The sequence below is a fragment of the Bradyrhizobium sp. 164 genome, assembly GCF_023073715.1.
Classification (GTDB): domain Bacteria; phylum Pseudomonadota; class Alphaproteobacteria; order Rhizobiales; family Xanthobacteraceae; genus Bradyrhizobium.
This window is the reverse complement of the sequence record NZ_JADPKA010000104.1, coordinates 67173-88944: the sequence shown is the minus strand read 5'-3', so window position 1 is coordinate 88944 and position 21772 is coordinate 67173. Positions and strand designations below refer to the sequence as shown.

Here is a 21772-nt window from a genome sequence, read left to right as displayed (position 1 = left end):
GTGTTGTTGCTTTTGTAGCTAAGAGGCGGTTTTGAGCATCGCGGGCAAAGAGTCAATGGAGCGAGCAATGCACGGAGCGCAGCCGGATAAACGCGTTGCGCTGCTGCGGACATCGCTGATCCGCGCCGGCCTCGCGTTTGCGGTGATCGTCTGCGGGCTGTCTCTGCGCTGGTACGGCTTTCCGCTCGGCCTGCCCGCCTTCGCCGTGAAGTACGGCGGCTCGCTGTTGTGGGCGACGATGGTGTTTCTGCTGGTCGGTCTTTTGCTGCCGCGGCTGACGCGGATGCAGATGGCAGCTATCGCGGTCGTGATCGCGGTCGTCGTGGAATTCTCCCGCCTGGTGCATACCCCTTGGCTTGACGCGTTCCGCCTGACCACCGCGGGCGCGCTGCTGCTCGGGCGCATCTTCTCGTTATGGAATTTGGTGGCTTACGTGATCGGCATTGTGTTCGGCGTCTGGCTGGATCGGCTTGTGGAAACGCGCAGCCTAGGCAACGGCTAGCCAGCCAGCCTCTTCCTGGTGGCGCGGAGAATCTCGTCTGACAATTTGGAATCGCTCACGGCGCGGGCGAGTACAACCGCTCCGACCAGAGAGGCCAGAGTCACGATCGCGTCCCCATCGCGCTTGCGTTGGCCGGCCCCCGCTCCCATGCGGGCGCTGAGCCATCCGATCATGCCACTCACGCCGGCGGTAAATCGCTCTCGCGCGCCTTGGCTCTGGCGGTGCATTTCAGAGCACAGGGCAGCAAAGGGGCAGCCGCTTCCCGGTTCATCCCGGTGCGCCACCGAGAGATATTCGGAAACATAATCGCCGACCGTGGTGGTTTCACGGAGTTCGCGTCCTTTGGAGACGATCGCTTCGGCGACCGCCTCTTCGATTAGCCGCTCCTTGGAGCCAAATTGGCTGTAAAGGCCGCCATGCGTCATGCCGGCGGCTTCGGTCAGCGCGTCGACGCTGACGCCGGAGATCCCGCGCTCCCGGATCAGGCGTGAGGCCGCCGTTAGAATTCGCTCGCGGTTGTCGGCCGCCTTCTCCTTGGAAACGCGCATGTCGGAAGTCCCGAATCAGAGGTCTTGACAATTATAATTACGATCGTCATCTAATTCAAACATTACGATCGTCATCAAAATCTGACGGGCGCAGCGACGATCACCAGGAGAAAGTCATGGCCAAGGTAAAGATTGCTCTCGTGACAGGCGCCTCGTCGGGCATCGGCGAAGCCACCGCGCAGCGGCTCGCAACAGCCGGTTATAGAGTTTACGGCACCAGCCGACGCGGAGTTCAGGCAGGCAAGCGGCCTTTCGAGATGCTGGCCCTCGACGTGACCAGCGACGAATCCGTCACAGCGGCCGTCAGCGAGGTGATCGGGCGCGAGGGTCGCATCGATCTACTCGTGAACAACGCCGGATTCGGCGTTGCCCCCGCCGGCGCCGAGGAGAGCTCGATCGAGCAGGCCCGCTCGATTTTCGAGACGAACTTCTTTGGGCTGATCCGGGTGACGCGCGCCGTCCTGCCGCAGATGCGCGGTCAGGGCAGCGGCCGCATCATCAACATCAGCTCCGTCCTTGGCTTTCTGCCGATGCCCTATGGAGCGCTCTATGCGGCGACCAAGCACGCCGTGGAAGGCTATTCGGAATCGCTTGACCACGAGCTGCGCACGCGGGGTATCAGGGTCTCCACCATCGAACCCGCCTACACGAAGACACCGTTCGACGCGAACTTCATCGAGCCGGACGTCAAGCTCGACGAGTATCGCGAAGCACGCGCGGCCGTGAGCAGGCGGGTGAACGAGGTCATGGCAACCGCCGAATCGCCGGATGTGGTCGCCGACACCGTATTGAAGGCGGCAAACGCGACGCATCCGAAAATTCGATACACAGCCGGCAAGCTCGCGAACCGCCTGCGACTTCTACGCAGGTTTGCGCCCGCCGGCCTGGTCGATGCCGGGATTCGAAAGGACCTCCGGCTTGATGCGGCTCAGCCGTCACGGTCCGCTCGTCTCCCACGAGCTTTTTGACGGCGCGCGCGCCGCCGCTCCCGGCGCTGCATTCGCCCGTGCTCGCGGCATGAACTTCTTCATGGTGTTCGGCCTGCTGAGCCGCAAGATCATTCGCGGCGCTGGAAAAACGCGGCGTCGAATATTCATTCCTGTTTGTGCATCCGGACGGGGGGCAGCTCTCGCAGATCTCGGACATTCTCACGGCGGGTCACATTCGGCCGGTGATCGACAAGGTATTTCCGTTCGCGCGGGCAAAGGACGCCCTTGGCTATCTTGCGAAGGGCAGGGCCAAGGGGAAAGTCATTGTCCAGATGAGGTGAGGCTCACTCCGCAAGCTGAAATCGCTCGAACCGGTCGAGCTCGTCCTCGATCTTGCGCTTGAGCTCCTTGCGGCCTGCAGTCTTCTTGCCCTCGCCAACCCAGGTCCATTTCTGCATCAAGAGCTTCTTGGCCTGCCGGTCCGTCTTGAGATCAAGCGCGGCGACGATCTCGTGGCCGACCAGCACGGGCAGCGCGAAATAGCCGAGCTTGCGCTTGGCCTTCGGCACATAGGCTTCGAACAGATGGTTGTAGCCGAAGATGAGATTGGTGCGCTTGCGCTGGATGATCAGCGGATCGAACGGCGACAGGATATGGACGAGATCGGGCGACGCCGCCGCGCCGGTGGACTCGAGCACCGCAGGCACCGCCCAATGCTCCTGCTTGCCCGCGCCGTCGATCGCGACAGGCACGAGCTCGCCGCGGCGCACGCGCGAGGCGATCAGCCCCGCCACCGCCTTCTTGCGCGGCGCATCGAGATGGCAGACCGAATCCAGACTGACCACACCCTGTGAGCGCAGCGCGCGGTCGAGCAGATAGGCCGTGATCTCCTTGGGCGAGGCCGGCTTCGGCAGCTTGTCCCAGCCAAAATGGCGCGTCGTCAGCTCATAGGTCTTGAGCATGCCCTGGCGCTCGCTGATGGTCACAGCCCCGGTATAGAAGGCAAGTTGCAAGGCCCGCTTCGACGGCTTGCGGCTCTGCCACAAATGTTCCTTCTCGACGAGCACGTCGTCCTCGATGTCGCGGATCGTGAGCGGACCGGCGCGCAGCAGCCGCATTACCTTGCGCGTGTCGGCCGGCTTCACCGAGTCGAACCATTTGTGCCCTTCGCGCCGGTGCTCGCGCATCGCCGGCAGGAAGAAGCGGAAGTCGCTCGCCGGCACGTAGGACAGCGCATGCGTCCAGTATTCGAACACACTTCGGTCGACGCTCTGGGCATGGCGAAGATCAGCGCGGCGGTAGGACGGGATGCGGCTGAACAGGATGTGGTGGTGGCAGCGCTCGATCACGTTGATGGTGTCGATCTGCACATAGCCGAGATGAGCGACCGCGTGCGCGACGGCCTGCGCGCCTTCGCCGAACGGGGTACGCTCGTCCAGCCGCTGGGCATGCAGCCAGATCTGCCGGGCCTGTGTCGTCGAGAGAGGGAGAGGCTTGGGAGCGCGGGACATTGCAGGATGCAATGTAGCGGGATTCGCGCTGAGGCAAACAAGACAGGCAAAGAAAACCGCGCTGCCATCTGCTGACAGCGCGATCTGTCAGCGAACTGCTCAAACTATTTCGCGCCCATCTTCTGCGCCTTCATGTAATGCATGCAGGCGCCGCGCATATTGCCTTTGCTCATCTCGGTGTTGGCCGCAGCCATTTCCTTGGCCATCGCCTGTTTGGCGGGCGAATCGACGGTTCCCATTGCGGTCATCGATTTGCCGATAGCCTCGCCTGTACAGGGTTGCATCTTTGCCGCAGAAGCCGGCGAGGCCGCGAACACCGCGAGCACAACAGCCGAAAGCAACATCTTCATCGAGTGTCTCCTCCGTAGAACAAAACCGGCGTCGTGCCGGCCAACGCAAGAGCCATTCTTCAGCGACAAGTTTTCAGGGAGAAGACATTTTCGTTGCTGCGCCGCAGCGATAGCCCCCCTTAGCGTGCGGCTTTTGGGCGCTCCCCGAGGCTGCCTGTAGCAGTATCCGGCTCGCAGGACGCCTTGCCGCGCCCCTCCGACTGGCAGCGATAGACGCTGCCAGTGAGACGATCGACCAGCCACATGTTATCGTCGGTCGGCGCTTCCAGGCCGACATAGCGGGAGGTCAGCCCCGTGATCAATGTCGACAGCAGGATCGCCACCGCGATCATCGCCGCGCCGATATAGATTGGCATTGAGCTCAGGGACACTGTCCGATCCGGCGGGCCGCTGCGATAGAACTGGTAGTCACGCTGGTAGTCACTTGGCCTCGGCACTGGACGGAACTCGCCTCCCTCGCGGACGAATTGTTGGATGACAAAGCCTGCTAGGCGCGCATATGGACGAATTCTTGTTCGTGGGCGGGCCTTGGGGCGACGCCTTTGCGACGATCGGCGAAACGCGGATGTCCGGGGCGGCCAGAGAGCTCGTTCGGAGCAAGCCGGAACGAACACTGTGACCTCCGGCTCGTGATTTCGAATGTGACAAGGATCACATCAGGGCCTTTGAACCTTCCCTATGCTCGCAGCATCAAATCGCCATCAGGCGTAACAGCGAGGATACGACAATGACCCGTTTCGATAAATTTTTTGGACTGAAGGCGATTACTCTCTCGGCGGCCCTGTCGATGACGGCGAACCTTGCGCTGGCCGGCGACAACAACGTCTCCGCGGGCCAGATCCTGGATGCATTGAAGCCGAAGCCGGTGACCCGCGGCCTGTCCGTTGGGCCACCGGCCGATACCACCGCGCAGGCCAAGGAATCGACGTTCCTCAACACCGTGCGCAACCGCTCGACCCGGTCGCTCTCGACCGGCGAGCGCGAGCAGATCGCCGAGCTCGCGGCCGCCAAACCGAAGATCGATCTGGAGATCCAGTTCGACTACAACTCGGCCGAGATCGCCAAGACCTCGGTGGCCTCGGTGCAGGCGCTCGGCAAAGCGCTGTCCGATCCGGCGCTCAAGGGTTCGACCTTCGTGGTCGCAGGCCACACCGACGCGACCGGTGGCGAGGAGTACAATCAAGGGCTCTCCGAGCGGCGCGCCGACACCATCAAGAAGTACCTGGTGCAGAACTACGGCCTGAACGGCGCTGATCTCGTCACTGTCGGTTACGGCGAGACCAAGCTGAAGGATGCCGCCAACGGCGCCGACCCAGTCAACCGCCGCGTCCAGGTCGTGAACATGGACACCAAGACCGCGTCGAAATGATCTCCTAGTTACGCGTGACGAAACGCGCCGCCTGCTGTAACCCGGCAGGCGGCGATGTCATATCCAGCTCTGGAACAGCATCAACCGGCCGAAGGTTCGCATTGAGCTGCCGACAAAGGCCGCGGAGATCGGCAGCAGGACTGCAAAGCCGGCGGCGGCGATGCCGACATAGGCCCACAGCAGCCAGCGCGGCAGTCCGTCCCGGCGCAGAACATAGACCAGCGCAAGCGACGCCGCGGTCGCGGCCGGCAGATAGTAGTAAATGAAGCCCAGCGTGCGTGGCAGCAGCGCCCAGGCGAGCCAAGGGCCGAAATAGAACGCCGCGATCAGGAACGCATCCCAGCGCCGCGCCACGATGAAATCGCGCAGCACGACCGCGAGCGCGAGCAGCGCCGGCCACAACACCAGCGGATTGCCGAGGAAGACGATCGCGGCGACGTTGTCCTCCGCCGTCTTGTCGAACAGGAACCAGACCGGGCGGGCGAGCAACGGCCAGGATGGCCATGCGCTCATATAGGTGTGGCCGGCGATCGCCGTTGTGGTGTTGTCGGCGAAGATTCGCCGCTGCGCCTCGACCAAATCCGGCAACGACAATCCGTACAGCGGAACGAAAGCGGCAAGATACGTCAACGCGGGCAGAAGGGCGAAGCAGAGCGCGGCATGCTGTACCCGAAAGCCGCGCCAGAGATCGGGCCGATACCAGTCGCTCGGCTTGGCGTCGGCGAACTGCGTGTGCCAGCCCTGCATCAGGCGAATCACCGCAACGATCATAACGCAGACGGCCAGTGGAAACAGGCCGCTCCATTTGCAGGCCGCAGCACAGCCGAACAGGCCGCCCGCGAGTGCGAACAGCGCATGCGGCCGCTCTCTTCGAAAACCATGCATGAAGGCGGCGGTCGCGAGCAGGCCGAAGCCGAGCGCAAAGATGTCGAGCATGGCGATGCGCGCCTGCACGTAGAGCATCTGGTTGCTGCCAGTGATCAGCGCGGCTGCGATCGCCGGCCCCTGCGCGGAGAACAGCGCAAGGCCGCACAGATAGATCGCGACCACCGCGAGCGCGCCGAACAAGGTCGCCGGATAGCGCCAGCCAAACGCGTTGTCGCCGAAGGCTGCGATCGATGCTGCGATCAGCTCCTTCGCCAGCGGCGGGTGCATCGGATTGAGCATCGGCTGCGACATCGCAGGCGTCAGCATCTGCCGCGCCGCCGGCACATAATGCACTTCGTCGAAGACGAACTTCTCCGGCGTCGAAAGACCGATCAGCAGCGCCAGATGAGCAACCAGGAAAATCGCGACAGCAATCACTGCGCTCCGCGACACCTTTGGAACCGCGGACAATTCGAGCGTCGGCTGTGGAGATGTTGTGCGTGGCAAATTGGCGTCACCGCGGACAAAAAAGAGATCGCAGTTTCATTGAACGCATTCTGCCGCAACTGTCACTAAGCATAACGCAGGTCCACGCCGCTTGTGATAATTCCGCCACATCTTAAGCGCGCGCGATCCGGTACGATCAGGGACACATCGATCGGTTGCGAAATGAATTTGCGCTTCTGGCTTTTCCTCTCTCTGTTGTCAGCCGCATTGTGCGCTGGTCCTGGCGCTCGGGCGCAGACGCGCGTCGGCGAGGCCGTCGTGATCCAGAACGAAGTGGCGCGCGTGGCCGCGAGCACCACGCCGATCAATGTCGGCGACAGCATGCTGCGCGACGAGACCGTGCGCACCGGCGCCGGCAGCGCGGCGCGCTTCGTCATGGCCGACAGCACCAATCTGTCACTGGGCCCGAGCGCGACGCTGAAGCTCGACCGCACCGTCTTCAACGACGAGCACAGCTATCGCGACGTCGCGATCCGCATGACCACCGGCGCATTCCGCTTCGTCACCGGACACTCCGACAAGACCGCCTACAAGATCACGACCCCGCTCGCAACCATCGGCGTACGCGGCACCACGCTCGACATCCTCTCGCAGCGTGGCCGATCCGTCGTCGTGCTTCAGGACGGCGCGGCCAGCGTCTGCACGAAGAGCTCCCAGTGCGTGCAGCTCACCCAGCCCGGCGACACCGCCATCGTCACCTCCACCGGCGGCAAGGCCGGCATCACCAAGTCCAACACCCCGCCCTGGACGTTTGCCGCCAACTGCGCCGCGAATGCCGGGCTTTGCGCGGTCGACCAATATGCCGCCGCCTGGCCGACCATCACACCTGCCGTCCAAGACGACGGCGTGCTGTGCGGGCGGTGACAATGGCGAAACTCCGCTTCAAGCGCTTCGTCCGCGCCGGCGCGCTGGCCACCTTGGCTGCGCTTGCGTTTGTCGCGCTCGATATTCGACCGGCTGTAGCCCAGGCGGCGTGCGGATCCGAATGCGGTGAGCCGACGCCTTACCCGACCTATTCACCGTCCCCAACGCCCACATATTCTCCATCACCATCGCCCTCCCCCTCGCCGAGCCCCTATCCGTCGCCCTCGCCGAGCCCCGATCCTGCGCCCGCTCCGAGCCCGTATCCGGCTCCGAGCCCGACACCGACCGGCGCGGATTCCAGCGGCAATTCGATTCGTGGCCTCGCCAATCAGCGCTTCAACCAGATGATCACCAACCGTGTGCTCGGCACGGTGCTGCTCGGCGTCAACGAGCAGGTCAATTGCAGCGACTGCATCAGCGCGTTCGGCTCGGCCGGCTCGTTCTCCGCCGGCATCCACGGCCGCAAGGAGCTGACCAACAATCTGTCGCTGCTCGCCGGCATAGCCTACACGCACTACAACGAGGGCGGCTACAAGGTCACGAGCGCACCGATCGGTGCCTTCGCGCTACGTTATGACTTCACCGACTGGGGCTCGTCGCGCCCGTTCTTCGACGTCGGCACGATCCTGACGCCCTGGGAGAAGGCGCGATACACACGCAGCTACGACACCAGCCTCGGGCCTGTGAGCGTGACCAGCTCAACCAACGCCTCGAACTACGCTGTCTATGGCCGTGCTGGCTGGATGAGGCGCCTGTCGCCGCGCGACGAGGTCGCGGCCTCCATCGAGGTCTGGCAGCTCTGGCAGCGGGTATCGGGCTACACCGACGGCGCAGTGGCTTTCAATCCGTTCGACGCCGCGATTGCGACCGGCACCGACCGCACCAGCCTGGTCAAGATCGGCGGCCAGTGGACGCATCTCTACGGCAGCAACATTGAGGCCAACATCAACGGCGGCTGGGTCCAGTCCTTTGCGAGCCACAGCGGCATCGTGGCGACCGTGACCGGCAACGGCGTGGTGGTTCCGACCATGGGCAACCAGGGCTGGTTCGAATATGGCGGCCGCCTCGGCTTCCGCGTGCAAAAGGGCTGGATCGTGGATCTGTTCGCCAACGGCACGCTGGGCCCGCAACCGGTCGGCAATACCATCCACGGCGGCGTGGGGCTGCGGATTAGTTATTGAGGCACAGCCTCTAGGGTGGGCGAAGCGAAGTGCGCCCACCGCTTTTCTCTCGCCTTGAGAACGCTGGTGGGCACGGCGCGAATGCGCCTTTGCCCACCCTACGGCATCCGTCCGGCCCTCACGCCGCCGACTTGCCCTCGAACGCTCGACGGAGAACATCGACATCGAGCTTCACCATCTTCATCATGGCCTGCATGGCGCGGGCGGCCGCCGCCTTGTCGGGGCTCGACAGGAATTCGAACATCACTTTCGGCACCACCTGCCAGGCCACGCCCCAGCGATCCCTGACCCAGCCGCACCGCTCTTCCTTGCCCCCATGCGCCAGGAACGCGCTCCAGACGCTGTCGACCTGGGCCTGGTCATCGCAATCGATCATCAGCGACAGCGCGTGGGTGTACTCCATTTTCATTCCGCCATTCAGCGCGACCAAGCGCTGTCCGCCGAGCGTGAACTCGACGACGAGCACCGAACCCTGCTTGCCGGAGGGGCCATCGGAGACGTTGCGCTGGACGTGCACGATCTTGGAATCGGGCAGCAGGGAGACGTAGAAATTGGCGGCTTCTTCAGCGTCGCCGTTGAACCACAGGCAGGGCGTGACCTTCGACATTTGAATGCTCCTGTTCGATCTTGGCGGGCTTGGATCAGGCAGTCGCCATGTCGGGCTGCAAGGGAGCCGCGGCGAGATCCATCCAGTTCACGCCCCACATATGGCCATCCGGATCCTCGAAACTGCGGCCGTACATGAAGCTGTATTCGTCCTTCGGACCGGGATCGGCCACCCCGCCCGCAGCCTCAGCCTTGCCGACGATATCGTCGACCTCGCTGCGGCTCTCCGCGGATAGGCAGAACAGGACCTGGTTCGAGGTCCTGGCATCCGCGATCGGCTTCGGCGTGAACTGACGGAATTTGTCGTGGGTCAGCAGCATGGCGAAAATGGTCTCGGAAAAGACCATGCAGCTCGCTGTCTCATCGCAGAATTGCGGATTCTTGACCGCGCCGATCGCCTCGTAGAAGGCAGTGGCGCGCCTGAGGTTGGTCACCGGCAGATTGACGAAGATCATCTTGGGCATCGGAGGCTCCTTGGCAGGGTTCCGCCCTAGGACGGGCCAGCCGGCGGCCATCCGACATAGCTTCCGAATATTTTTTGACCTTCTCCTGCAAGGTTCCGTCGCTCCGAACCTCGCTCCTCCTCGGACGCCTTACTTCTTCTCGTTGGGATCGCGGTGAACGGGGTCGATCCACAGCACGGTTTCGGGCTTCTCGACCGGCTCGATATCGAGATTGATTGCGACCGCCTCGCCGTCGCTGCGCACCAGCACGCATTCCAGCACCTCGTCGGGACTGGCGTTGATCTCCTGATGCGGGACGTAAGGCGGGACGAAAATAAAATCGCCAGGGCCTGCCTCCGCGGTGAATTGCAGACGCTCGCCCCAGCGCATCCGGGCCTTGCCCTTCACCACATAGATGACGCTTTCGAGATGACCGTGGTGATGCGCGCCGGTCTTGGCGTCGGGCTTGATGCTCACCGTGCCCGCCCACAATTTCTGGGCGCCGACCCGCGCGAAATTGATCGCGGCCGCGCGGTCCATACCTGCCGTCGATGGCACATTCGTATCGAGCTGGTTGCCCGGGATGACGCGTACGCCGTCATGTTTCCAGCGATCCTCGTGATCCTGTGCATGGTGCGAATGCGTGTGGTCATGGCCGGTCATGGGACTGCTTTCTGTTGGTTCCTTGCGCGGCAAACTAACCCAAAGCCACGCCCGCGAGCCACAGCAAATTCGGAACCCTCGTAGTCATGAGACGTTGTCTTCGCGAGCGAACCCGAAGGAGAGAGTTTCATGGGCAGCACGACCGACAAGATCAAGGGCAATGCCAACGAGGCAATCGGCAAGGCCAAGCAGGGCATCGGCGAAGCCACCGGCTCGGAACGTATGAAGGGCGAAGGCGCAGTCCAGGAAGTGAAGGGCAAGGGCCAGCAGGCCATGGGCGATGCCAAGGACGCCGCGAAGGAGGCAATGGATCGTGCCGCCGCTGCGGCAAAGCGCGCCGCGGAGTAGCGCGCGCATCGCCAAAAGCGAAAAGACCGGCCGGAAGGCCGGTCTTTTTGTTTGTCTTGCTCAGCCATCCGGGCGATCCGCAGCATCGAACCCGAGATCTCGAGATTCCGGGTCTGCTCCTTCGGACCATCCCGGAATGACGGCTGCGCCGTCACTTTACCGCGAGCAATTCCACGTCGAACATCAGCGTCGCGTTCGGCGGGATCACGCCGCCGGCACCGCGGGCGCCGTAGCCGAGTTGCGGCGGGATGATCAGCGTGCGCTTGCCGCCGACTTTCATCGAAGCGACGCCCTCGTCCCAGCCGGCGATGACGCGGCCCTTGCCGATCGGGAATTCGAATGGCTCGTTGCGGTCGACGGACGAGTCGAATTTCTTGCCCTTCTGGCCGTTCTCGTAGAGCCAGCCGGTATAGTGCATCACGCAGATCTGGCCCGCCTTGGGCGAAGCGCCAGTGCCGGCGACGCTGTCGATGATCTGCAAGCCTGAAGCTGTGGTCATGGTCTTTCCTGCGGTCTGGGCCGAGGCCGTGGTGGAAACGAAATGCGACACGCTGGCAATCACGGTGATCGCGAGTGCCGACATCAGGGCGAGGAGCGCGCGTTGGAAACGCTGCATGAGGCACCTTCCGTTTGAGGCGGGAGGTGTCTAGCGCAACGCCGATGAGGTTTCCACCCCTACACCTCGATATTTTCCAGCCGGACCGGGAGCTTGCGGATGCGCTGGCCGGTGGCGTGATAGATCGCGTTGCAGATCGCCGCATTGGTGCCGACATTGGCGAGCTCACCGAGACCCTTCACGCCTGCCGGGTTGATGTGATCGTCCTGCTCGGAGAGCAGGATGACCTCAACGCCGGGCACGTCCGCATTCACGGGCACGAGGTAGTCGGCGAAGTTGTCGTTGACGTAGCGCGCGTTGCGCTCGTCGATGTCGGTGGCCTCGAGCAGCGCCGACGACATGCCCCAGATCAGCCCGCCCATCAGCTGGCTGCGCGCGGTGCGCGGATTCATGATGCGGCCTGCCGCGAACGCGCCAACCAGACGGGGACAGCGGATCTCATGCGTGAAGCGGTTGACGCGGACCTCGACGAACTCCGCACCGAAGGCATAGGCGATCTGGTCTTTCATGGCGTGACCGCCGACGAGCCGCACCTGCCCGCTGTGCATGGCGCGGAAGGAATCCAGCGGCGCGCCCTCCGGCTTCCACTCGCCATACTCCTCGACGACGCCGACACCGAGTGCGTCGAACGCCTTCTCGAGGTCGAGCGGGCGGTCACCTTTCGCCGCCTGTGTGGCCGGTGTCTGGCCGATGCCCACGGTCTCCTTGGCCTTGTCCGTCAGGCTCTGGCTCGGCATCGCCGCCTTGAACAGGCGCTGGCGGATCTGATCGCACACCATCATCACCACGGAGCAGGTGCTGGCCGTCGAATTCGAGCCCCCGGCAACAGGCGCCGGCGGCAGATCGCTGTCGCCGATGAAGACCGCAACCTTCTCGAGCGGCACGCCGAGCCGCTCGGCGGCGGTCTGGGCGACCACGGTGTAGGCGCCGGTCCCGATCTCGTGGCCGGCGATCTCGACCCGGGTGCGGCCGTCGCGCTGGAGGCGCACGCGCGCGGCCGCCGGGCCCATCTGGGTCGGGTAGCAGGTGGCGGCACAGCCATAGCCGATCAGCCAGTCGCCATCCGACATCGATTTCGGCTGCGGCGAGCGTTGCGCCCAGCCGAACGCCTTGGCGGCCTCGTCGAAACAGGCCATCAGCGAGCGCGACGTGTAGGGCTTGCCGCCAATCGGCTCAACGGTGGTATCATTGATACGGCGGAGCTCGACCGGATCCATGTTCAATTTCACCGCAAGCTCGTCCATCGCGCTCTCCAGCGCAAACAGATACGGCACCTCCGGTGGAGAACGCATGAAGCCGGGCGTGTTGCGGTCCGCGCGCACGATCGAGACGAGGCTGTCGACATTCGGACAGGCATAGAGCCGCGTCGTGGTCTTGGTGCCGCCGACGCAATAGGCGTCGGGGCGCGAAGAGATTTCGGCGCCCTCATGCTTTAAGGCCAGCAGCTTGCCATCACGGCTCGCCCCCAGCTTGATCTCGTGGCGGGTCTCGGCGCGATAGGTGGTGATGGTAAAGCCCTGGTCGCGGGTCGGGACCAGCTTGATCGGCCGGCTCAGGCGCTTTGCGATGCTGGCGATGATGGCGGTGCGCGGTGTCATCGAGCCGCGCGAGCCGAAGCCGCCGCCGACATAGGGATTGACCACGCGGACCTTGTCGGCGTCGATGCCAAGCTGTTCGGCGACGCCATATTTCAGGCCGTAGACGAATTGGCTCGGCTCGTAGATGACGAGTTCGTCGCCCATCCAGGCGCAGCTGGTGGAGAACAGCTCCATCGGATTGTGATGCTGCGTCGGGGTGTCGTAGGACGCGGTCAGCTTGACCTCGGCCTCCTCGAACGCCTTTGCGAAGTTGCCGACCTTCGGGTCTTCCTTGAATTGGGCATTCTGTCCCTTCGCGGCCGCAATGGTCGTTCCGGGCGAGTCGAAGGTCGCGCTCGGCGCGGCGGCTGTGTAGCTGACCTTGACGCGGTTGGCCGCCTCGCGCGCCGCCTCGTAGCTTTCGGCAATGACCACCGCGATGATCTGGCCATCATGGGCAATGTCGGCCGATTTCAGCGGCTGGATCGTCGTGCCTGCATAGCCGCCATTGCTGAAGAGCTTCGACTCCTTCAGCTTCGGCCCATTCTCGTGCGTGACGATGTCGATAACGCCCCGGACACGCCTGGCGTCATCGAGGTCGAAGCGATCGATTCGCCCCTTGGCGATGGCGCTGGTGACGAGAAACGCATAGGCGGGATCGGCGAGCGGCATGTCCGACGCATAGGTGGCGCGTCCCGTCACCTTCACGACGGCGTCATAGCGCGGCACGGGCTGGCCCATGTTGATCTTCGGCTCGGGAGCAGCAGCAGTCATGATCAGATCTCCATCGTTACGGCCTGCTGGAGCGCGCGTGCCACCACGCGCTTGCCGAGCGCGATCTTGAAGCTGTTGTGCCGCCGCCCTCTCGCGTCTGCGAACGCAGCATCGGCGGCGCGTTGTGCGAGGGCTTCGTCGAATTTTTGTCCCTTGAGCAGCGCCTCTGCCTCGCGCGCTCGCCAGGGCACGGTTGCGACACCGCCAAGCGCGACGCGCGCATCCTTGATCGTGCCGTCCTGCACGTCGAGCGCCACCGCAGCCGAAGACAGCGCGAACTCGTAGGATTGGCGGTCGCGCGCCTTCAGATACACCGATCGCGGCCAGCGTCCGGACACCGCAAAGGCCGAGATCAGCTCGCCGGGCTGAAGCGTGGTTTCGATGTCTGGCGTGCTGCCCGGCGCCTTGTGAAGCTGGGCGAACGGCATGCTGCGCGTGCCGGCCTTGCCCGTGATCTCGACCGTGGCGTCGAGCGCGATCAGCGCCTGGGCGAAATCGCCCGGATAGGTCGCGATGCACTGGTCGGAGATTCCGAGCACGGCATGCATGCGATTGACGCCGTCCATCGCGGCGCAACCGGAGCCGGGATGGCGCTTGTTGCAATTCTCGTAGGAGACATCGCGGAAATAGCTGCAACGCGTCCGCTGCATCACGTTACCGCCGAGCGTCGCCATGTTGCGCAGCTGGGCGCTGGCGGCGAGCTTCAGCGAATTGGCGATCACCGGGTAGTTGCGCTGGATGCCGTCATGCGCGGCGACGTCGGACATCTTTGCGAGCGCGCCGAGCCGCAAATTGTCGCCATTTGGCTCGATCACCGACCAGCCGTGCGCAAGCGGATTGATGTCGACGATCGCGGCCGGCCGCATCACATCCAGCTTCATCAGGTCGATCAGCGTGGTGCCGCCGGCGAGCGGCTGCGCAGCGGCCTGGGTCAGCGGATTGTTCGCGGCCGCGGCGGCGCTGAGCGCCTGCACGGCCATGTCAGGGTCTGTTGCCCTCTGATACGAAAACGGTCGCATGCGCCTAGCCTTTCATGATCTCGGGCGCGGCCTGCTTCACGGCGGCGACGATATTGGGATAAGCGGCACAGCGACAGATATTGCCGCTCATATACTCGCGTATATCCGCCTCGCTGTTTGCATGGCCCTCCTTGACGCAGGCCACAGCGGACATGATCTGGCCGGGCGTGCAATAGCCGCACTGGAATGCGTCGTTGTCGATGAAGGCCTGCTGCATCGGATGCAGACGGTCGTCGGTGGCAAGCCCTTCGATCGTCGTGATCTCCTGCCCCTCGGCGGCGAGCGCAAGCGTCAGGCACGACACCACGCGCCGGTCGTCGATCAGCACCGTGCAGGCACCGCACTGGCCGTGATCGCAGCCCTTCTTGCTGCCGGTGAGCTTGAGGTGTTCGCGCAGCGCGTCGAGCACCGTGGTGCGGGGATCGATGCTCAGGCGCTTGTCCTTGCCGTTGACGTGGAGGGTGACCTCGACAGGAAGCGCCGGATCTTGTGCGACTGACGCGCTCGTATCCCCCGCGGCTGCGCGCGCCGTGATCGGAACAAGCGCACTGCCGGCAGCGCCCACCATAAAGGCGCGCCGATCGAATGCGGATGCTTTGGAACTTGATTTATCGGACATGGACGGCCTCCACTGCTTCGAACCAAGCAGCACACGCCTGCACCGCTCATCGCCCCTTAACCTGAAGCCATGAGCTCCGTTCCAGAAAGGGCGACGCAGCAAATGCCGCGCCGCCCTTTGTCAACTTTTCCTGATCTTGCGGGGGAACCGCGCGGGCGCCTCAATAGCCCAGCGCACAACCGTCCTTGCGTGGATCGGAACCGCCGGTGAGCGTGCCCCTGTCCCAATCGATCCAGATCGCCTGGGCGCCGCCGAGCGGACCGACCACGCTGGTGGTCTTGTGGCCGAGCTTCTTCAGGCCTTCGACGATCGCGGCTGGCACGCTGTCCTCGAGCTGATATTGGCCCTCGTAGTGCAGGCCGCGCGGCATGTCGATCGCCTCCTGCACGTCGCAGCCATAGTCGAGGATGTTGGTCAGCACATGGGTCTGGCCGACCGGCTGATATTGTCCGCCCATCACCGCGAACGGCATCACGGACCGGCCGCCCTTGGTGAGCAGGCTCGGCATGATCGTGTGCAGCGGCCGTTTGCCGCCCGCGATGCAGTTGGGATGGCCCGGCTGGATGCGGAAGCCGCCGGCACGGTTCTGGAACAAGACGCCGGTCTTGTTCGAGACGATCGCCGAGCCGAAGGAATGCGCGATCGAGTTGATGAACGAGCAGACGTTGCGGTCCTTGTCCACCACCGTGATGTAGATGGTCGAGGGATTCATCGGCGGTGCGACGTTGGGCAGGTCGAGCATGCCGTCCATGCGGATCTTGGCGATGTGCTCGTCGCAGAATTCCTTGGCGAGGATCTTGGCGACTTCGATCTGCATGTGGTCGGGATCGGCGACATGCAACTCGCGATGCATGTAGGCGATGCGCGCGGCTTCCGCCTCGAGATGGAAACGCTCGACGCTGAGCGGTGCATATTTCTTCAGGTCAAACCGCGACAGGATGTTGAGCATCAGCAGCATAGTGAGGCCGGGTCCGTTCGGCGGGCACTGCCAGACGTCATAGCCCTTGTACATGGTGCCGATCGGCGTGGTCACTTCCGTCGTATGCGCGGCGAAATCGTCGAGCGTGTGCAGGCCGCCGATGCCCCTGAGGGTGTCGACCATGTCTTCCGCGATCGGGCCCTTATAGAAGGCGTCGCGACCATCCCTGGCGATCGCGCGTAGCGTCTTGCCGAGCTCCGGCTGGCGGATGAGGTCGCCGGCCACCGGCGGCTTTCCGCCCGGCAACAGGTAACGCACGGTGTTGGTGCCACCCTTCAGCTTCTCGAATTGGTTCTTCCAGTCGAAGGCGATGCGCGGCGCGACGACATAGCCTTCTTCGGCCGCCTTGATCGCTGGCTGGAGCAGCCGGTCGAAACCGAACTTGCCGTGATCGCGCAACACGGTGGCGAAGGCGTCGACCACGCCGGGAATCGACACCGCATGCGCCGAGGTCAGCGGCACGGAAGTGATTTTGCGCTCGAGATACCAGTCGGCGTTCGCCGCTTTCGGCGCGCGGCCGGAGCCGTTATAGGCGATGATCTTGCCCTCGCCCCGCGGTTGGATCAGCGCAAAGCAGTCGCCGCCGATGCCGGTCGATTGCGGCTCGATCACGCCAAGCACGGCCGAGCCGGCGACCGCAGCGTCCACCGCCGTGCCGCCCTCGCGCAGCACCTCGATCGCGGCGAGCGAGGCCAGCGGATGCGAGGTCGCCACCATCGCGTTGGTGGCGTGGACCGTGGATCTGCCGGGGAAATGGAAGTTTCTCATGCGAATTCTTGCTTTCTTGGACGTCCGGCGCGACGGCGCGCCATCTCGGAAAAACCCGGCCTACATGGCATATTCCGGCCAGCCGGAGCAATGCTGGCATACCAATGAAATGGCTGCCATCCGCTGGGCGTATATGGACGGATCGCGGCTTCAGCCATAGCGGGTTTTCCGGGCGGCCGTCGCCTGCTAAACGAGCCGCCATGACTTACAAGGTCGCCGCCTTCTACCAATTCGCCGCCCTCCCGGATCACCGGGAGCTGCGCGAGCCGTTGCGTGCATTCTGTGCTGGCCTGGCCCTGAAGGGCAGCGTGCTGCTGGCCCAGGAGGGGGTCAACGGCACTGTCGCGGGCGCGCCGGAGGCGATCGACGCTTTCACTGACGAGCTCGCGCACGGCGACATGTTCGGCGGCAGGCTGGACAATCTCGAGCTCAAATTCTCGACCGCGGCGGCGATGCCGTTCCGCCGGCTCAAGGTGCGGCTGAAAAAGGAGATCGTCACGCTCGGCGATGCGGCCGCCGATCCGACCAAGAACGTCGGCACGTATGTCGACGCCGCAGAATGGAATGCCTTGATCGCGGCACCCGACACGCTGCTGCTCGACACCCGCAACGCCTTCGAGGTGGCGATGGGCACGTTCGAGGGCGCGGTCGATCCCGGCATCAAGAGTTTTGGCCAGTTCAAGGACTTTGCCGCCGATCAGCTCGATCCGGCAAAGCACCGCAGGATCGCGATGTTCTGCACCGGCGGCATTCGCTGCGAGAAGGCCAGCGCGCATCTGCTCGCGCGCGGCTTTGCCGAGGTCTATCACCTCAAGGGCGGCATCCTGAGATATCTGGAAGAGGTGCCGGAGACGCAGAGCCGCTGGCGCGGCGAGTGTTTCGTATTCGACGAGCGCGTCGCGCTCGGCCACGCTTTGCGCGAACTCGACAAGGGGCACAGCCGTGGCGAATGAGATCAAGACGCTGAGCGAGCGCATCGACGCATTGGAGATGCGCCTCAGCTATCAGGACGACACCATCGAAACGCTGAACCAGACTATCACCGCACAGTGGAAGCAGATCGATGCGCTGACGCGGCACATTGCGCAGCTCAGTGAACGGCTCCAGGATGCCGAGGCGAATGCGCCGGGGCCTGCCAACGAGCGCCCGCCGCATTATTGAAACGATGAGCTACTGACCGGACGCCTTGAGCATCAGGCTGGCCACCTCGCCCGACATCATCAACCGGTTGCGCCCGGCCTCTTTCGCGGCGTAGAGCGCCTGATCGGCCGCCTCGACGAGCGAGGCCACGCCCGCCGTGCGCTCCAGCACCGGCCGGCAGGCTGCGCCTCCGAGCGAAGCGGTAACGCAACCGGTGGCACAGTTGCTGGTGTGGACGAGGCCCGCCTCGCGGATCGCCCGTCGAATCCGGTCGCCGATCCGGGCGCAGCCCTCGGCATCGGTGTTCGGCAGCAGGATGGCGAACTCCTCGCCGCCATAGCGCGCCGCCAGATCGCCGGGACGCTGCATCTCGGCCGCGATGACCTGCGCCACCCGGCGGAGGCAGGCATCGCCGGCAGGATGGCCGTATTCGTCGTTGTAGGCCTTGAAGTGGTCGACGTCGACCATCAGCAAGGCGAGGCTGGAGCGGTCGCGATAGGCGCGCGCCCACTCGTCCTTCAGACGTTCGTCGAAGCGGCGGCGGTTGGCAAGGCCGGTGAGGCTGTCCTCGATCGCGAGCGTCTCAAGCCTGGTCTCCAGCTTCTTGTGTTCGGTGATGTCGCGCGAGATCGCCACCACGCCGTCGATGTTACCGTTGGCCTTGCGTGTCACCCGCATGGTCGATTCGAGCCAGACTTCGCCGTTCTCCCGGTGCGAGTTGCGATAGACGAGGCGCGCCTCCTCCTTCTCGCCACGCTTCATGGCGTCGACGATCGCCTGAACCTGCGGCCGATCCTCCGGATTGACGCCCGCGAGCGCGGGCGTGCCGATCAGTTGATTGGCGCGCCAGCCGACGAGGCGCACCGACGAGGGCGAGACATAGCGCAGCCGCTCGTCGAGCCCGATGCGGGTCACCATATCGCTAGAGCCTTCCGCGAGCAGGCGGAAGTGAGCCTCCTTTTCGATCAGGGCTGCGGCCATGCGCTGGCCCCGTTGCAGCTGCCGCACCAGTACGGCACCGATGACCGCGATCAGCATCACCAGGGCGACCACGTAAAGCATGCGGGAGATCGCGGCTGCGCGCCAGGGCGCCAGCAGTTCGTCCTTATCGACGGTGGCGAGCAGGACCAAGGGGTAACGGCTGCTGCGCTTGAAGAAGCTGACGCGCTGGGCGCCGTCCAGCGGCGACTTGAAATGATAGGCGCCGCCCGGCTGCTGCAGGCTGGCGTCGCGGAACAGCGGTGTGTCGCCGACGTTGCGGGCCACGAATTTGTCGTTACTCGGGTTGCGCGCAACGATCAGACCGTCGCCATGCGTCAGCGCCACCGAACTGTTGCGGCCGATCTCGAACTGCTCGTAGAAATGCGAAAGATATTCCGAGCTGATGGTCGCGAGCACCACGCCGCCGAAGCTGCCGTCCGGCTTGTTGAAGCGACGCGACAGGGTGACGACCCATTCGCCGTCCAGTAGGCTCTTCACGGGGCGGCCGACATGGGCCTCTCGTTTCGCAGAGAGCTGATGATGACGGAAGAACGCGTCGTCGCTGAAGGTCGAGCCGATCGTGCCGGGCAAGGTCAGCCAATTGCCCTGATCGTCGATGATGGCGAGGCTGTGAATGCGCTCAACGGCCCTCTTGCGCGCTTCCAGCAGGGTGCGCAGCTTCGCGATCGTGGCCGGGCCGGCGCCGTCCATCTCTAGCCGGCTGACGACGCCGACGACGCCCGAATCCAGCAGATCGAGGCTGTCCTCTGCATGCTGTGTCAGCGAACGGGCAACGTTCGCCATTTCGGTCTCGGCACTCTTGAGCACCGCATCGCGCGCGGCCCACTCGCGCCAGCCGCTGACCCCGAGAATGGTCACGCAGGTCAGCACGACGAACGCCGCCGCGCGCAGCGGCAGACGGCTCCATCCGGCTTTTTGGGTCGCAGCACTCATGCGGCAGAATTCTCCGATCTTTTCGGAAACTCTGCCGCTTCTGCCAGTGAACTCTGAAATAACCGCGGTAATGCGCGGCGATATGCGCTCTTTCCCGTAGTCGTACGGACGCAAGCATCAGCGCATTGCTAACAGAACATTACCGCGCCTCTCGGGAACGACTCCCGCCCGCTAGCTGAAGATGGCCTTGACTTTCTCCCAGAGCGTGGGGTGCTCGGCATCCGCATCCGCCTTCGAGGGTGTCGGTTGCGCGACGCTGACGGGATCGGAGGCCGGAAACGTATCCTTCAGACCGCCGTCGAGCTTGGCGTTGCGATCGGCGGCGAGCGCCTCGCGCAGGTCATCGGCATGCTTGTCGTGCGGCGCAGGGTTGAATCTCTCAGCCATGATCTCCTCCATTGGCTGGTCAACGCGGCCCGATTGCGCTGGTTCCCCTGTTCCGCTGGGGGCCGCGGCAGTGTATCAGGAGCCATAACTCTCTTCAGGACCATTCGTGCCCCAGTCTGCGTCAAAGCCCTTCATCGACGTGCTCTCCGGCCAGCGCCAGGCCATCCCGCCCATGTGGATGATGCGGCAGGCCGGCCGCTACTTGCCGGAATATCGCGAGGTGCGCGCCAAGGCGGGCGGCTTCCTCGATCTCTGCTTCAATCCGGAGCTTGCCGCGGAGGTGACGCTGCAACCCATCCGGCGATTCGGCTTCGATGCCGCGATCATCTTCTCGGACATCCTGGTGATCCCCTATGCGCTCGGCCGCTCCGTGCGTTTCGAGGTCGGCGAAGGCCCGCGGCTCGAACCGCTGGATGACCCGGCGAAGATTGCGACGCTGGCCGCGCGCGCCGACTTCTCCAAGCTCGCACCCGTGTTCGAGGCGCTGCGGATCGTGCGCGGCGCGCTCGCTCCCGAGATCGCGCTGATCGGCTTCTGCGGCGCGCCATGGACGGTAGCGACCTACATGGTCGCCGGCCAGGGCACGCCCGACCAGGCACCAGCGCGCCTGATGGCCTACCAGCATCCGGAGGCGTTTGCAGAGATTATCGACGTGCTGGTCGACAACTCGGTCGAATATCTGCTGGCGCAGCTCACCGCTGGCGCCGACGCCTTGCAGATCTTCGACACCTGGGCCGGCGTGCTGCCGCCGGCAGAGTTCGCGCGCTGGTCGATCGAACCGACGCGGCGCATCGTCGAAGGCGTGCGCGCCAAGGTGCCGGATGCGAAGATCATCGGCTTCCCGCGCGGCGCCGGCGCGCAGTTGCCTGGCTATGTCGAGACGACCAGCGTGAACGCGGTGAGCATTGACTGGACCGCGGAGCCGGCCTTCATCCGCGAGCGCGTGCAGAGCAAGGTCGCCGTTCAGGGTAATCTCGATCCGCTGGTGTTGATCACTGGGGGTACCGCCCTCGACCGGGCCATCGACGACGTGCTGGCGAATTTTGGGCAAGGGCGGCTGATCTTCAATCTCGGGCACGGCATCCAGCCGGAAACGCCGATCGCCCATGTCGAGCAGATGCTGAAGCGCGTGCGGGGCTGATTTATTTCGCAGGTGGGACGCGGCAAAACAAAAAGCGCGAAAACAACCCCATGCACAGTAGACAAGTCATTGAAAAATCTAAGCCAGCATGACTCACCCGGCGCGTTTGACACGTCGGGCAAAACAGGG

At 64.2% G+C, this 21772-nt stretch carries 25 protein-coding genes; 10 read left to right on the top strand and 15 right to left on the bottom strand.

Annotation, left to right across the window (positions count from 1 at the left end; translation table 11 throughout):
- Positions 1–67: 67 nt before the first annotated feature.
- The gene (locus IVB01_RS31665; RefSeq protein ID WP_247279675.1) at positions 68–502 is read left to right on the top strand and encodes a DUF2809 domain-containing protein; all 435 of its coding nucleotides are present in this window, start codon (positions 68–70) and stop codon (positions 500–502) included.
- Here the strand turns inward: IVB01_RS31665 and IVB01_RS31660 are convergent.
- Positions 499–1050, bottom strand: coding sequence for a TetR/AcrR family transcriptional regulator (locus IVB01_RS31660; protein WP_247279558.1), 552 nt, complete (start codon positions 1048–1050; stop codon positions 499–501). The two genes, IVB01_RS31665 and IVB01_RS31660, sit on opposite strands and share 4 nt — an antisense overlap.
- 116 nt (positions 1051–1166) lie before the next feature.
- Between IVB01_RS31660 and IVB01_RS31655 the strand changes: the two genes are divergently transcribed.
- Both IVB01_RS31655 and IVB01_RS31650 read left to right on the top strand, forming a co-directional pair.
- Positions 1167–2018, top strand: a complete 852-nt coding sequence (locus IVB01_RS31655) for an oxidoreductase (protein ID WP_247279557.1) — start codon at positions 1167–1169, stop codon at positions 2016–2018.
- A gap of 137 nt (positions 2019–2155) precedes the next feature.
- On the top strand, positions 2156–2320 hold the full coding sequence (locus IVB01_RS31650) for a zinc-binding dehydrogenase (protein ID WP_247279556.1): 165 nt from the start codon (positions 2156–2158) through the stop codon (positions 2318–2320).
- A 3-nt stretch (positions 2321–2323) separates the two neighbouring features.
- Here the strand turns inward: IVB01_RS31650 and IVB01_RS31645 are convergent, their stop codons facing one another.
- The 3 genes from IVB01_RS31645 to IVB01_RS31635 form a co-directional block, all read right to left on the bottom strand.
- A complete protein-coding gene (locus tag IVB01_RS31645) occupies positions 2324–3490 on the bottom strand; it encodes a crosslink repair DNA glycosylase YcaQ family protein (protein ID WP_247279555.1) in 1167 nt (388 codons plus the stop codon).
- 104 nt (positions 3491–3594) lie between these two features.
- Positions 3595–3840 (bottom strand): hypothetical protein, encoded by a 246-nt coding sequence (locus IVB01_RS31640; protein ID WP_247279554.1) that lies wholly within the window; start codon positions 3838–3840, stop codon positions 3595–3597.
- Positions 3841–3959: 119 nt separating this feature from the next.
- Positions 3960–4196, bottom strand: a complete 237-nt coding sequence (locus tag IVB01_RS31635; RefSeq protein WP_247279553.1) for a hypothetical protein — start codon at positions 4194–4196, stop codon at positions 3960–3962.
- Positions 4197–4567: 371 nt separating this feature from the next.
- Here IVB01_RS31635 and IVB01_RS31630 point away from each other — a divergent pair, with 371 nt between their 5' ends.
- Positions 4568–5209, top strand: coding sequence for an OmpA family protein (locus IVB01_RS31630; RefSeq protein WP_247279552.1), 642 nt, complete (start codon positions 4568–4570; stop codon positions 5207–5209).
- A 57-nt stretch (positions 5210–5266) separates the two neighbouring features.
- On the opposite strand, the gene IVB01_RS31625 is transcribed toward IVB01_RS31630, so the two are convergent.
- Positions 5267–6547 (bottom strand): phospholipid carrier-dependent glycosyltransferase, encoded by a 1281-nt coding sequence (locus IVB01_RS31625; protein WP_247450094.1) that lies wholly within the window; start codon positions 6545–6547, stop codon positions 5267–5269.
- A 198-nt stretch (positions 6548–6745) separates the two neighbouring features.
- Between IVB01_RS31625 and IVB01_RS31620 the strand changes: the two genes are divergently transcribed.
- Both IVB01_RS31620 and IVB01_RS31615 read left to right on the top strand, forming a co-directional pair.
- On the top strand, positions 6746–7447 hold the full coding sequence (locus IVB01_RS31620) for a FecR family protein (RefSeq protein ID WP_249797227.1): 702 nt from the start codon (positions 6746–6748) through the stop codon (positions 7445–7447).
- A gap of 2 nt (positions 7448–7449) precedes the next feature.
- Entirely contained in the window at positions 7450–8628 is a 1179-nt protein-coding gene (locus IVB01_RS31615) for a hypothetical protein (protein WP_247279549.1), read from the top strand.
- A gap of 118 nt (positions 8629–8746) precedes the next feature.
- Here IVB01_RS31615 and IVB01_RS31610 read toward each other — a convergent pair whose 3' ends face one another.
- The 3 genes from IVB01_RS31610 to IVB01_RS31600 all read right to left on the bottom strand — a co-directional run bounded on the left by IVB01_RS31610 (position 8747) and on the right by IVB01_RS31600 (position 10340).
- Entirely contained in the window at positions 8747–9235 is a 489-nt protein-coding gene (locus IVB01_RS31610; protein ID WP_247279548.1) for a VOC family protein, read from the bottom strand.
- A 34-nt stretch (positions 9236–9269) separates the two neighbouring features.
- Positions 9270–9698, bottom strand: a complete 429-nt coding sequence (locus tag IVB01_RS31605; protein ID WP_247279547.1) for a VOC family protein — start codon at positions 9696–9698, stop codon at positions 9270–9272.
- Positions 9699–9827: 129 nt separating this feature from the next.
- Positions 9828–10340, bottom strand: a complete 513-nt coding sequence (locus tag IVB01_RS31600; protein WP_247279546.1) for a cupin domain-containing protein — start codon at positions 10338–10340, stop codon at positions 9828–9830.
- A 129-nt stretch (positions 10341–10469) separates the two neighbouring features.
- Here IVB01_RS31600 and IVB01_RS31595 point away from each other — a divergent pair, with 129 nt between their 5' ends.
- Positions 10470–10688 carry a CsbD family protein gene (locus IVB01_RS31595; RefSeq protein WP_247279545.1) on the top strand — a complete coding sequence of 73 codons (219 nt, stop codon included), beginning with the start codon at positions 10470–10472 and terminating at the stop codon, positions 10686–10688.
- Between the two features lie 151 nt (positions 10689–10839).
- Here IVB01_RS31595 and IVB01_RS31590 read toward each other — a convergent pair whose 3' ends face one another.
- The 5 genes from IVB01_RS31590 to ggt all read right to left on the bottom strand — a co-directional run bounded on the left by IVB01_RS31590 (position 10840) and on the right by ggt (position 17040).
- Positions 10840–11304, bottom strand: a complete 465-nt coding sequence (locus IVB01_RS31590) for an FKBP-type peptidyl-prolyl cis-trans isomerase (protein ID WP_247279544.1) — start codon at positions 11302–11304, stop codon at positions 10840–10842.
- 59 nt (positions 11305–11363) lie between these two features.
- The gene (locus IVB01_RS31585; RefSeq protein ID WP_247279543.1) at positions 11364–13655 is read right to left on the bottom strand and encodes a xanthine dehydrogenase family protein molybdopterin-binding subunit; all 2292 of its coding nucleotides are present in this window, start codon (positions 13653–13655) and stop codon (positions 11364–11366) included.
- Positions 13656–13657: 2 nt separating this feature from the next.
- The gene (locus IVB01_RS31580; RefSeq protein ID WP_247279542.1) at positions 13658–14674 is read right to left on the bottom strand and encodes a xanthine dehydrogenase family protein subunit M; all 1017 of its coding nucleotides are present in this window, start codon (positions 14672–14674) and stop codon (positions 13658–13660) included.
- A 4-nt stretch (positions 14675–14678) separates the two neighbouring features.
- A complete protein-coding gene (locus tag IVB01_RS31575) occupies positions 14679–15293 on the bottom strand; it encodes a (2Fe-2S)-binding protein (RefSeq protein WP_247279541.1) in 615 nt (204 codons plus the stop codon).
- Positions 15294–15453: 160 nt separating this feature from the next.
- On the bottom strand, positions 15454–17040 hold the full coding sequence (gene ggt, locus IVB01_RS31570; RefSeq protein WP_247279540.1) for a gamma-glutamyltransferase: 1587 nt from the start codon (positions 17038–17040) through the stop codon (positions 15454–15456).
- A 200-nt stretch (positions 17041–17240) separates the two neighbouring features.
- Here ggt and IVB01_RS31565 point away from each other — a divergent pair, with 200 nt between their 5' ends.
- Together IVB01_RS31565 and IVB01_RS31560 are read left to right on the top strand one after the other, a co-directional pair.
- The gene (locus tag IVB01_RS31565) at positions 17241–17993 is read left to right on the top strand and encodes a rhodanese-related sulfurtransferase (RefSeq protein ID WP_247279539.1); all 753 of its coding nucleotides are present in this window, start codon (positions 17241–17243) and stop codon (positions 17991–17993) included.
- Complete coding sequence (locus tag IVB01_RS31560) at positions 17983–18201, top strand: SlyX family protein (protein WP_346015457.1); 219 nt, start codon at positions 17983–17985, stop codon at positions 18199–18201. Before IVB01_RS31565 ends, IVB01_RS31560 begins: the two co-directional genes overlap by 11 nt.
- 9 nt (positions 18202–18210) lie before the next feature.
- Here the strand turns inward: IVB01_RS31560 and IVB01_RS31555 are convergent, their stop codons facing one another.
- Positions 18211–20115 carry a diguanylate cyclase gene (locus tag IVB01_RS31555; protein ID WP_247495169.1) on the bottom strand — a complete coding sequence of 635 codons (1905 nt, stop codon included), beginning with the start codon at positions 20113–20115 and terminating at the stop codon, positions 18211–18213.
- 171 nt (positions 20116–20286) lie between these two features.
- Positions 20287–20502 (bottom strand): hypothetical protein, encoded by a 216-nt coding sequence (locus IVB01_RS31550; protein WP_247279537.1) that lies wholly within the window; start codon positions 20500–20502, stop codon positions 20287–20289.
- 106 nt (positions 20503–20608) lie between these two features.
- Between IVB01_RS31550 and hemE the strand changes: the two genes are divergently transcribed.
- Positions 20609–21643: a uroporphyrinogen decarboxylase gene (gene hemE / locus IVB01_RS31545; protein WP_247279536.1), complete on the top strand. Its 1035-nt coding sequence runs from the start codon at positions 20609–20611 to the stop codon at positions 21641–21643.
- The last annotated feature ends 129 nt before the right edge of the window (positions 21644–21772 follow it).

What these genes read in the sequence shown, in the direction of transcription:
- IVB01_RS31640 (WP_247279554.1), bottom strand. Translation starts at nt 3,840, where the DNA reads ATGAAGATGTTGCTTTCGGCTGTTGTGCTCGCGGTGTTCGCGGCCTCG.
- IVB01_RS31605 (WP_247279547.1), bottom strand. Translation starts at nt 9,698, where the DNA reads ATGCCCAAGATGATCTTCGTCAATCTGCCGGTGACCAACCTCAGGCGC.
- IVB01_RS31660 (WP_247279558.1), bottom strand. Translation starts at nt 1,050, where the DNA reads ATGCGCGTTTCCAAGGAGAAGGCGGCCGACAACCGCGAGCGAATTCTA.
- IVB01_RS31665 (WP_247279675.1), top strand. Translation starts at nt 68, where the DNA reads ATGCACGGAGCGCAGCCGGATAAACGCGTTGCGCTGCTGCGGACATCG.
- IVB01_RS31575 (WP_247279541.1), bottom strand. Translation starts at nt 15,293, where the DNA reads ATGTCCGATAAATCAAGTTCCAAAGCATCCGCATTCGATCGGCGCGCC.
- IVB01_RS31595 (WP_247279545.1), top strand. Translation starts at nt 10,470, where the DNA reads ATGGGCAGCACGACCGACAAGATCAAGGGCAATGCCAACGAGGCAATC.
- IVB01_RS31615 (WP_247279549.1), top strand. Translation starts at nt 7,450, where the DNA reads ATGGCGAAACTCCGCTTCAAGCGCTTCGTCCGCGCCGGCGCGCTGGCC.
- IVB01_RS31610 (WP_247279548.1), bottom strand. Translation starts at nt 9,235, where the DNA reads ATGTCGAAGGTCACGCCCTGCCTGTGGTTCAACGGCGACGCTGAAGAA.
- IVB01_RS31655 (WP_247279557.1), top strand. Translation starts at nt 1,167, where the DNA reads ATGGCCAAGGTAAAGATTGCTCTCGTGACAGGCGCCTCGTCGGGCATC.
- IVB01_RS31565 (WP_247279539.1), top strand. Translation starts at nt 17,241, where the DNA reads ATGACTTACAAGGTCGCCGCCTTCTACCAATTCGCCGCCCTCCCGGAT.
- IVB01_RS31620 (WP_249797227.1), top strand. Translation starts at nt 6,746, where the DNA reads ATGAATTTGCGCTTCTGGCTTTTCCTCTCTCTGTTGTCAGCCGCATTG.
- IVB01_RS31600 (WP_247279546.1), bottom strand. Translation starts at nt 10,340, where the DNA reads ATGACCGGCCATGACCACACGCATTCGCACCATGCACAGGATCACGAG.
- IVB01_RS31630 (WP_247279552.1), top strand. Translation starts at nt 4,568, where the DNA reads ATGACCCGTTTCGATAAATTTTTTGGACTGAAGGCGATTACTCTCTCG.
- IVB01_RS31555 (WP_247495169.1), bottom strand. Translation starts at nt 20,115, where the DNA reads ATGAGTGCTGCGACCCAAAAAGCCGGATGGAGCCGTCTGCCGCTGCGC.
- IVB01_RS31585 (WP_247279543.1), bottom strand. Translation starts at nt 13,655, where the DNA reads ATGACTGCTGCTGCTCCCGAGCCGAAGATCAACATGGGCCAGCCCGTG.
- IVB01_RS31645 (WP_247279555.1), bottom strand. Translation starts at nt 3,490, where the DNA reads ATGTCCCGCGCTCCCAAGCCTCTCCCTCTCTCGACGACACAGGCCCGG.
- IVB01_RS31550 (WP_247279537.1), bottom strand. Translation starts at nt 20,502, where the DNA reads ATGGCTGAGAGATTCAACCCTGCGCCGCACGACAAGCATGCCGATGAC.
- IVB01_RS31580 (WP_247279542.1), bottom strand. Translation starts at nt 14,674, where the DNA reads ATGCGACCGTTTTCGTATCAGAGGGCAACAGACCCTGACATGGCCGTG.
- ggt (WP_247279540.1), bottom strand. Translation starts at nt 17,040, where the DNA reads ATGAGAAACTTCCATTTCCCCGGCAGATCCACGGTCCACGCCACCAAC.
- IVB01_RS31590 (WP_247279544.1), bottom strand. Translation starts at nt 11,304, where the DNA reads ATGCAGCGTTTCCAACGCGCGCTCCTCGCCCTGATGTCGGCACTCGCG.
- IVB01_RS31635 (WP_247279553.1), bottom strand. Translation starts at nt 4,196, where the DNA reads ATGCCAATCTATATCGGCGCGGCGATGATCGCGGTGGCGATCCTGCTG.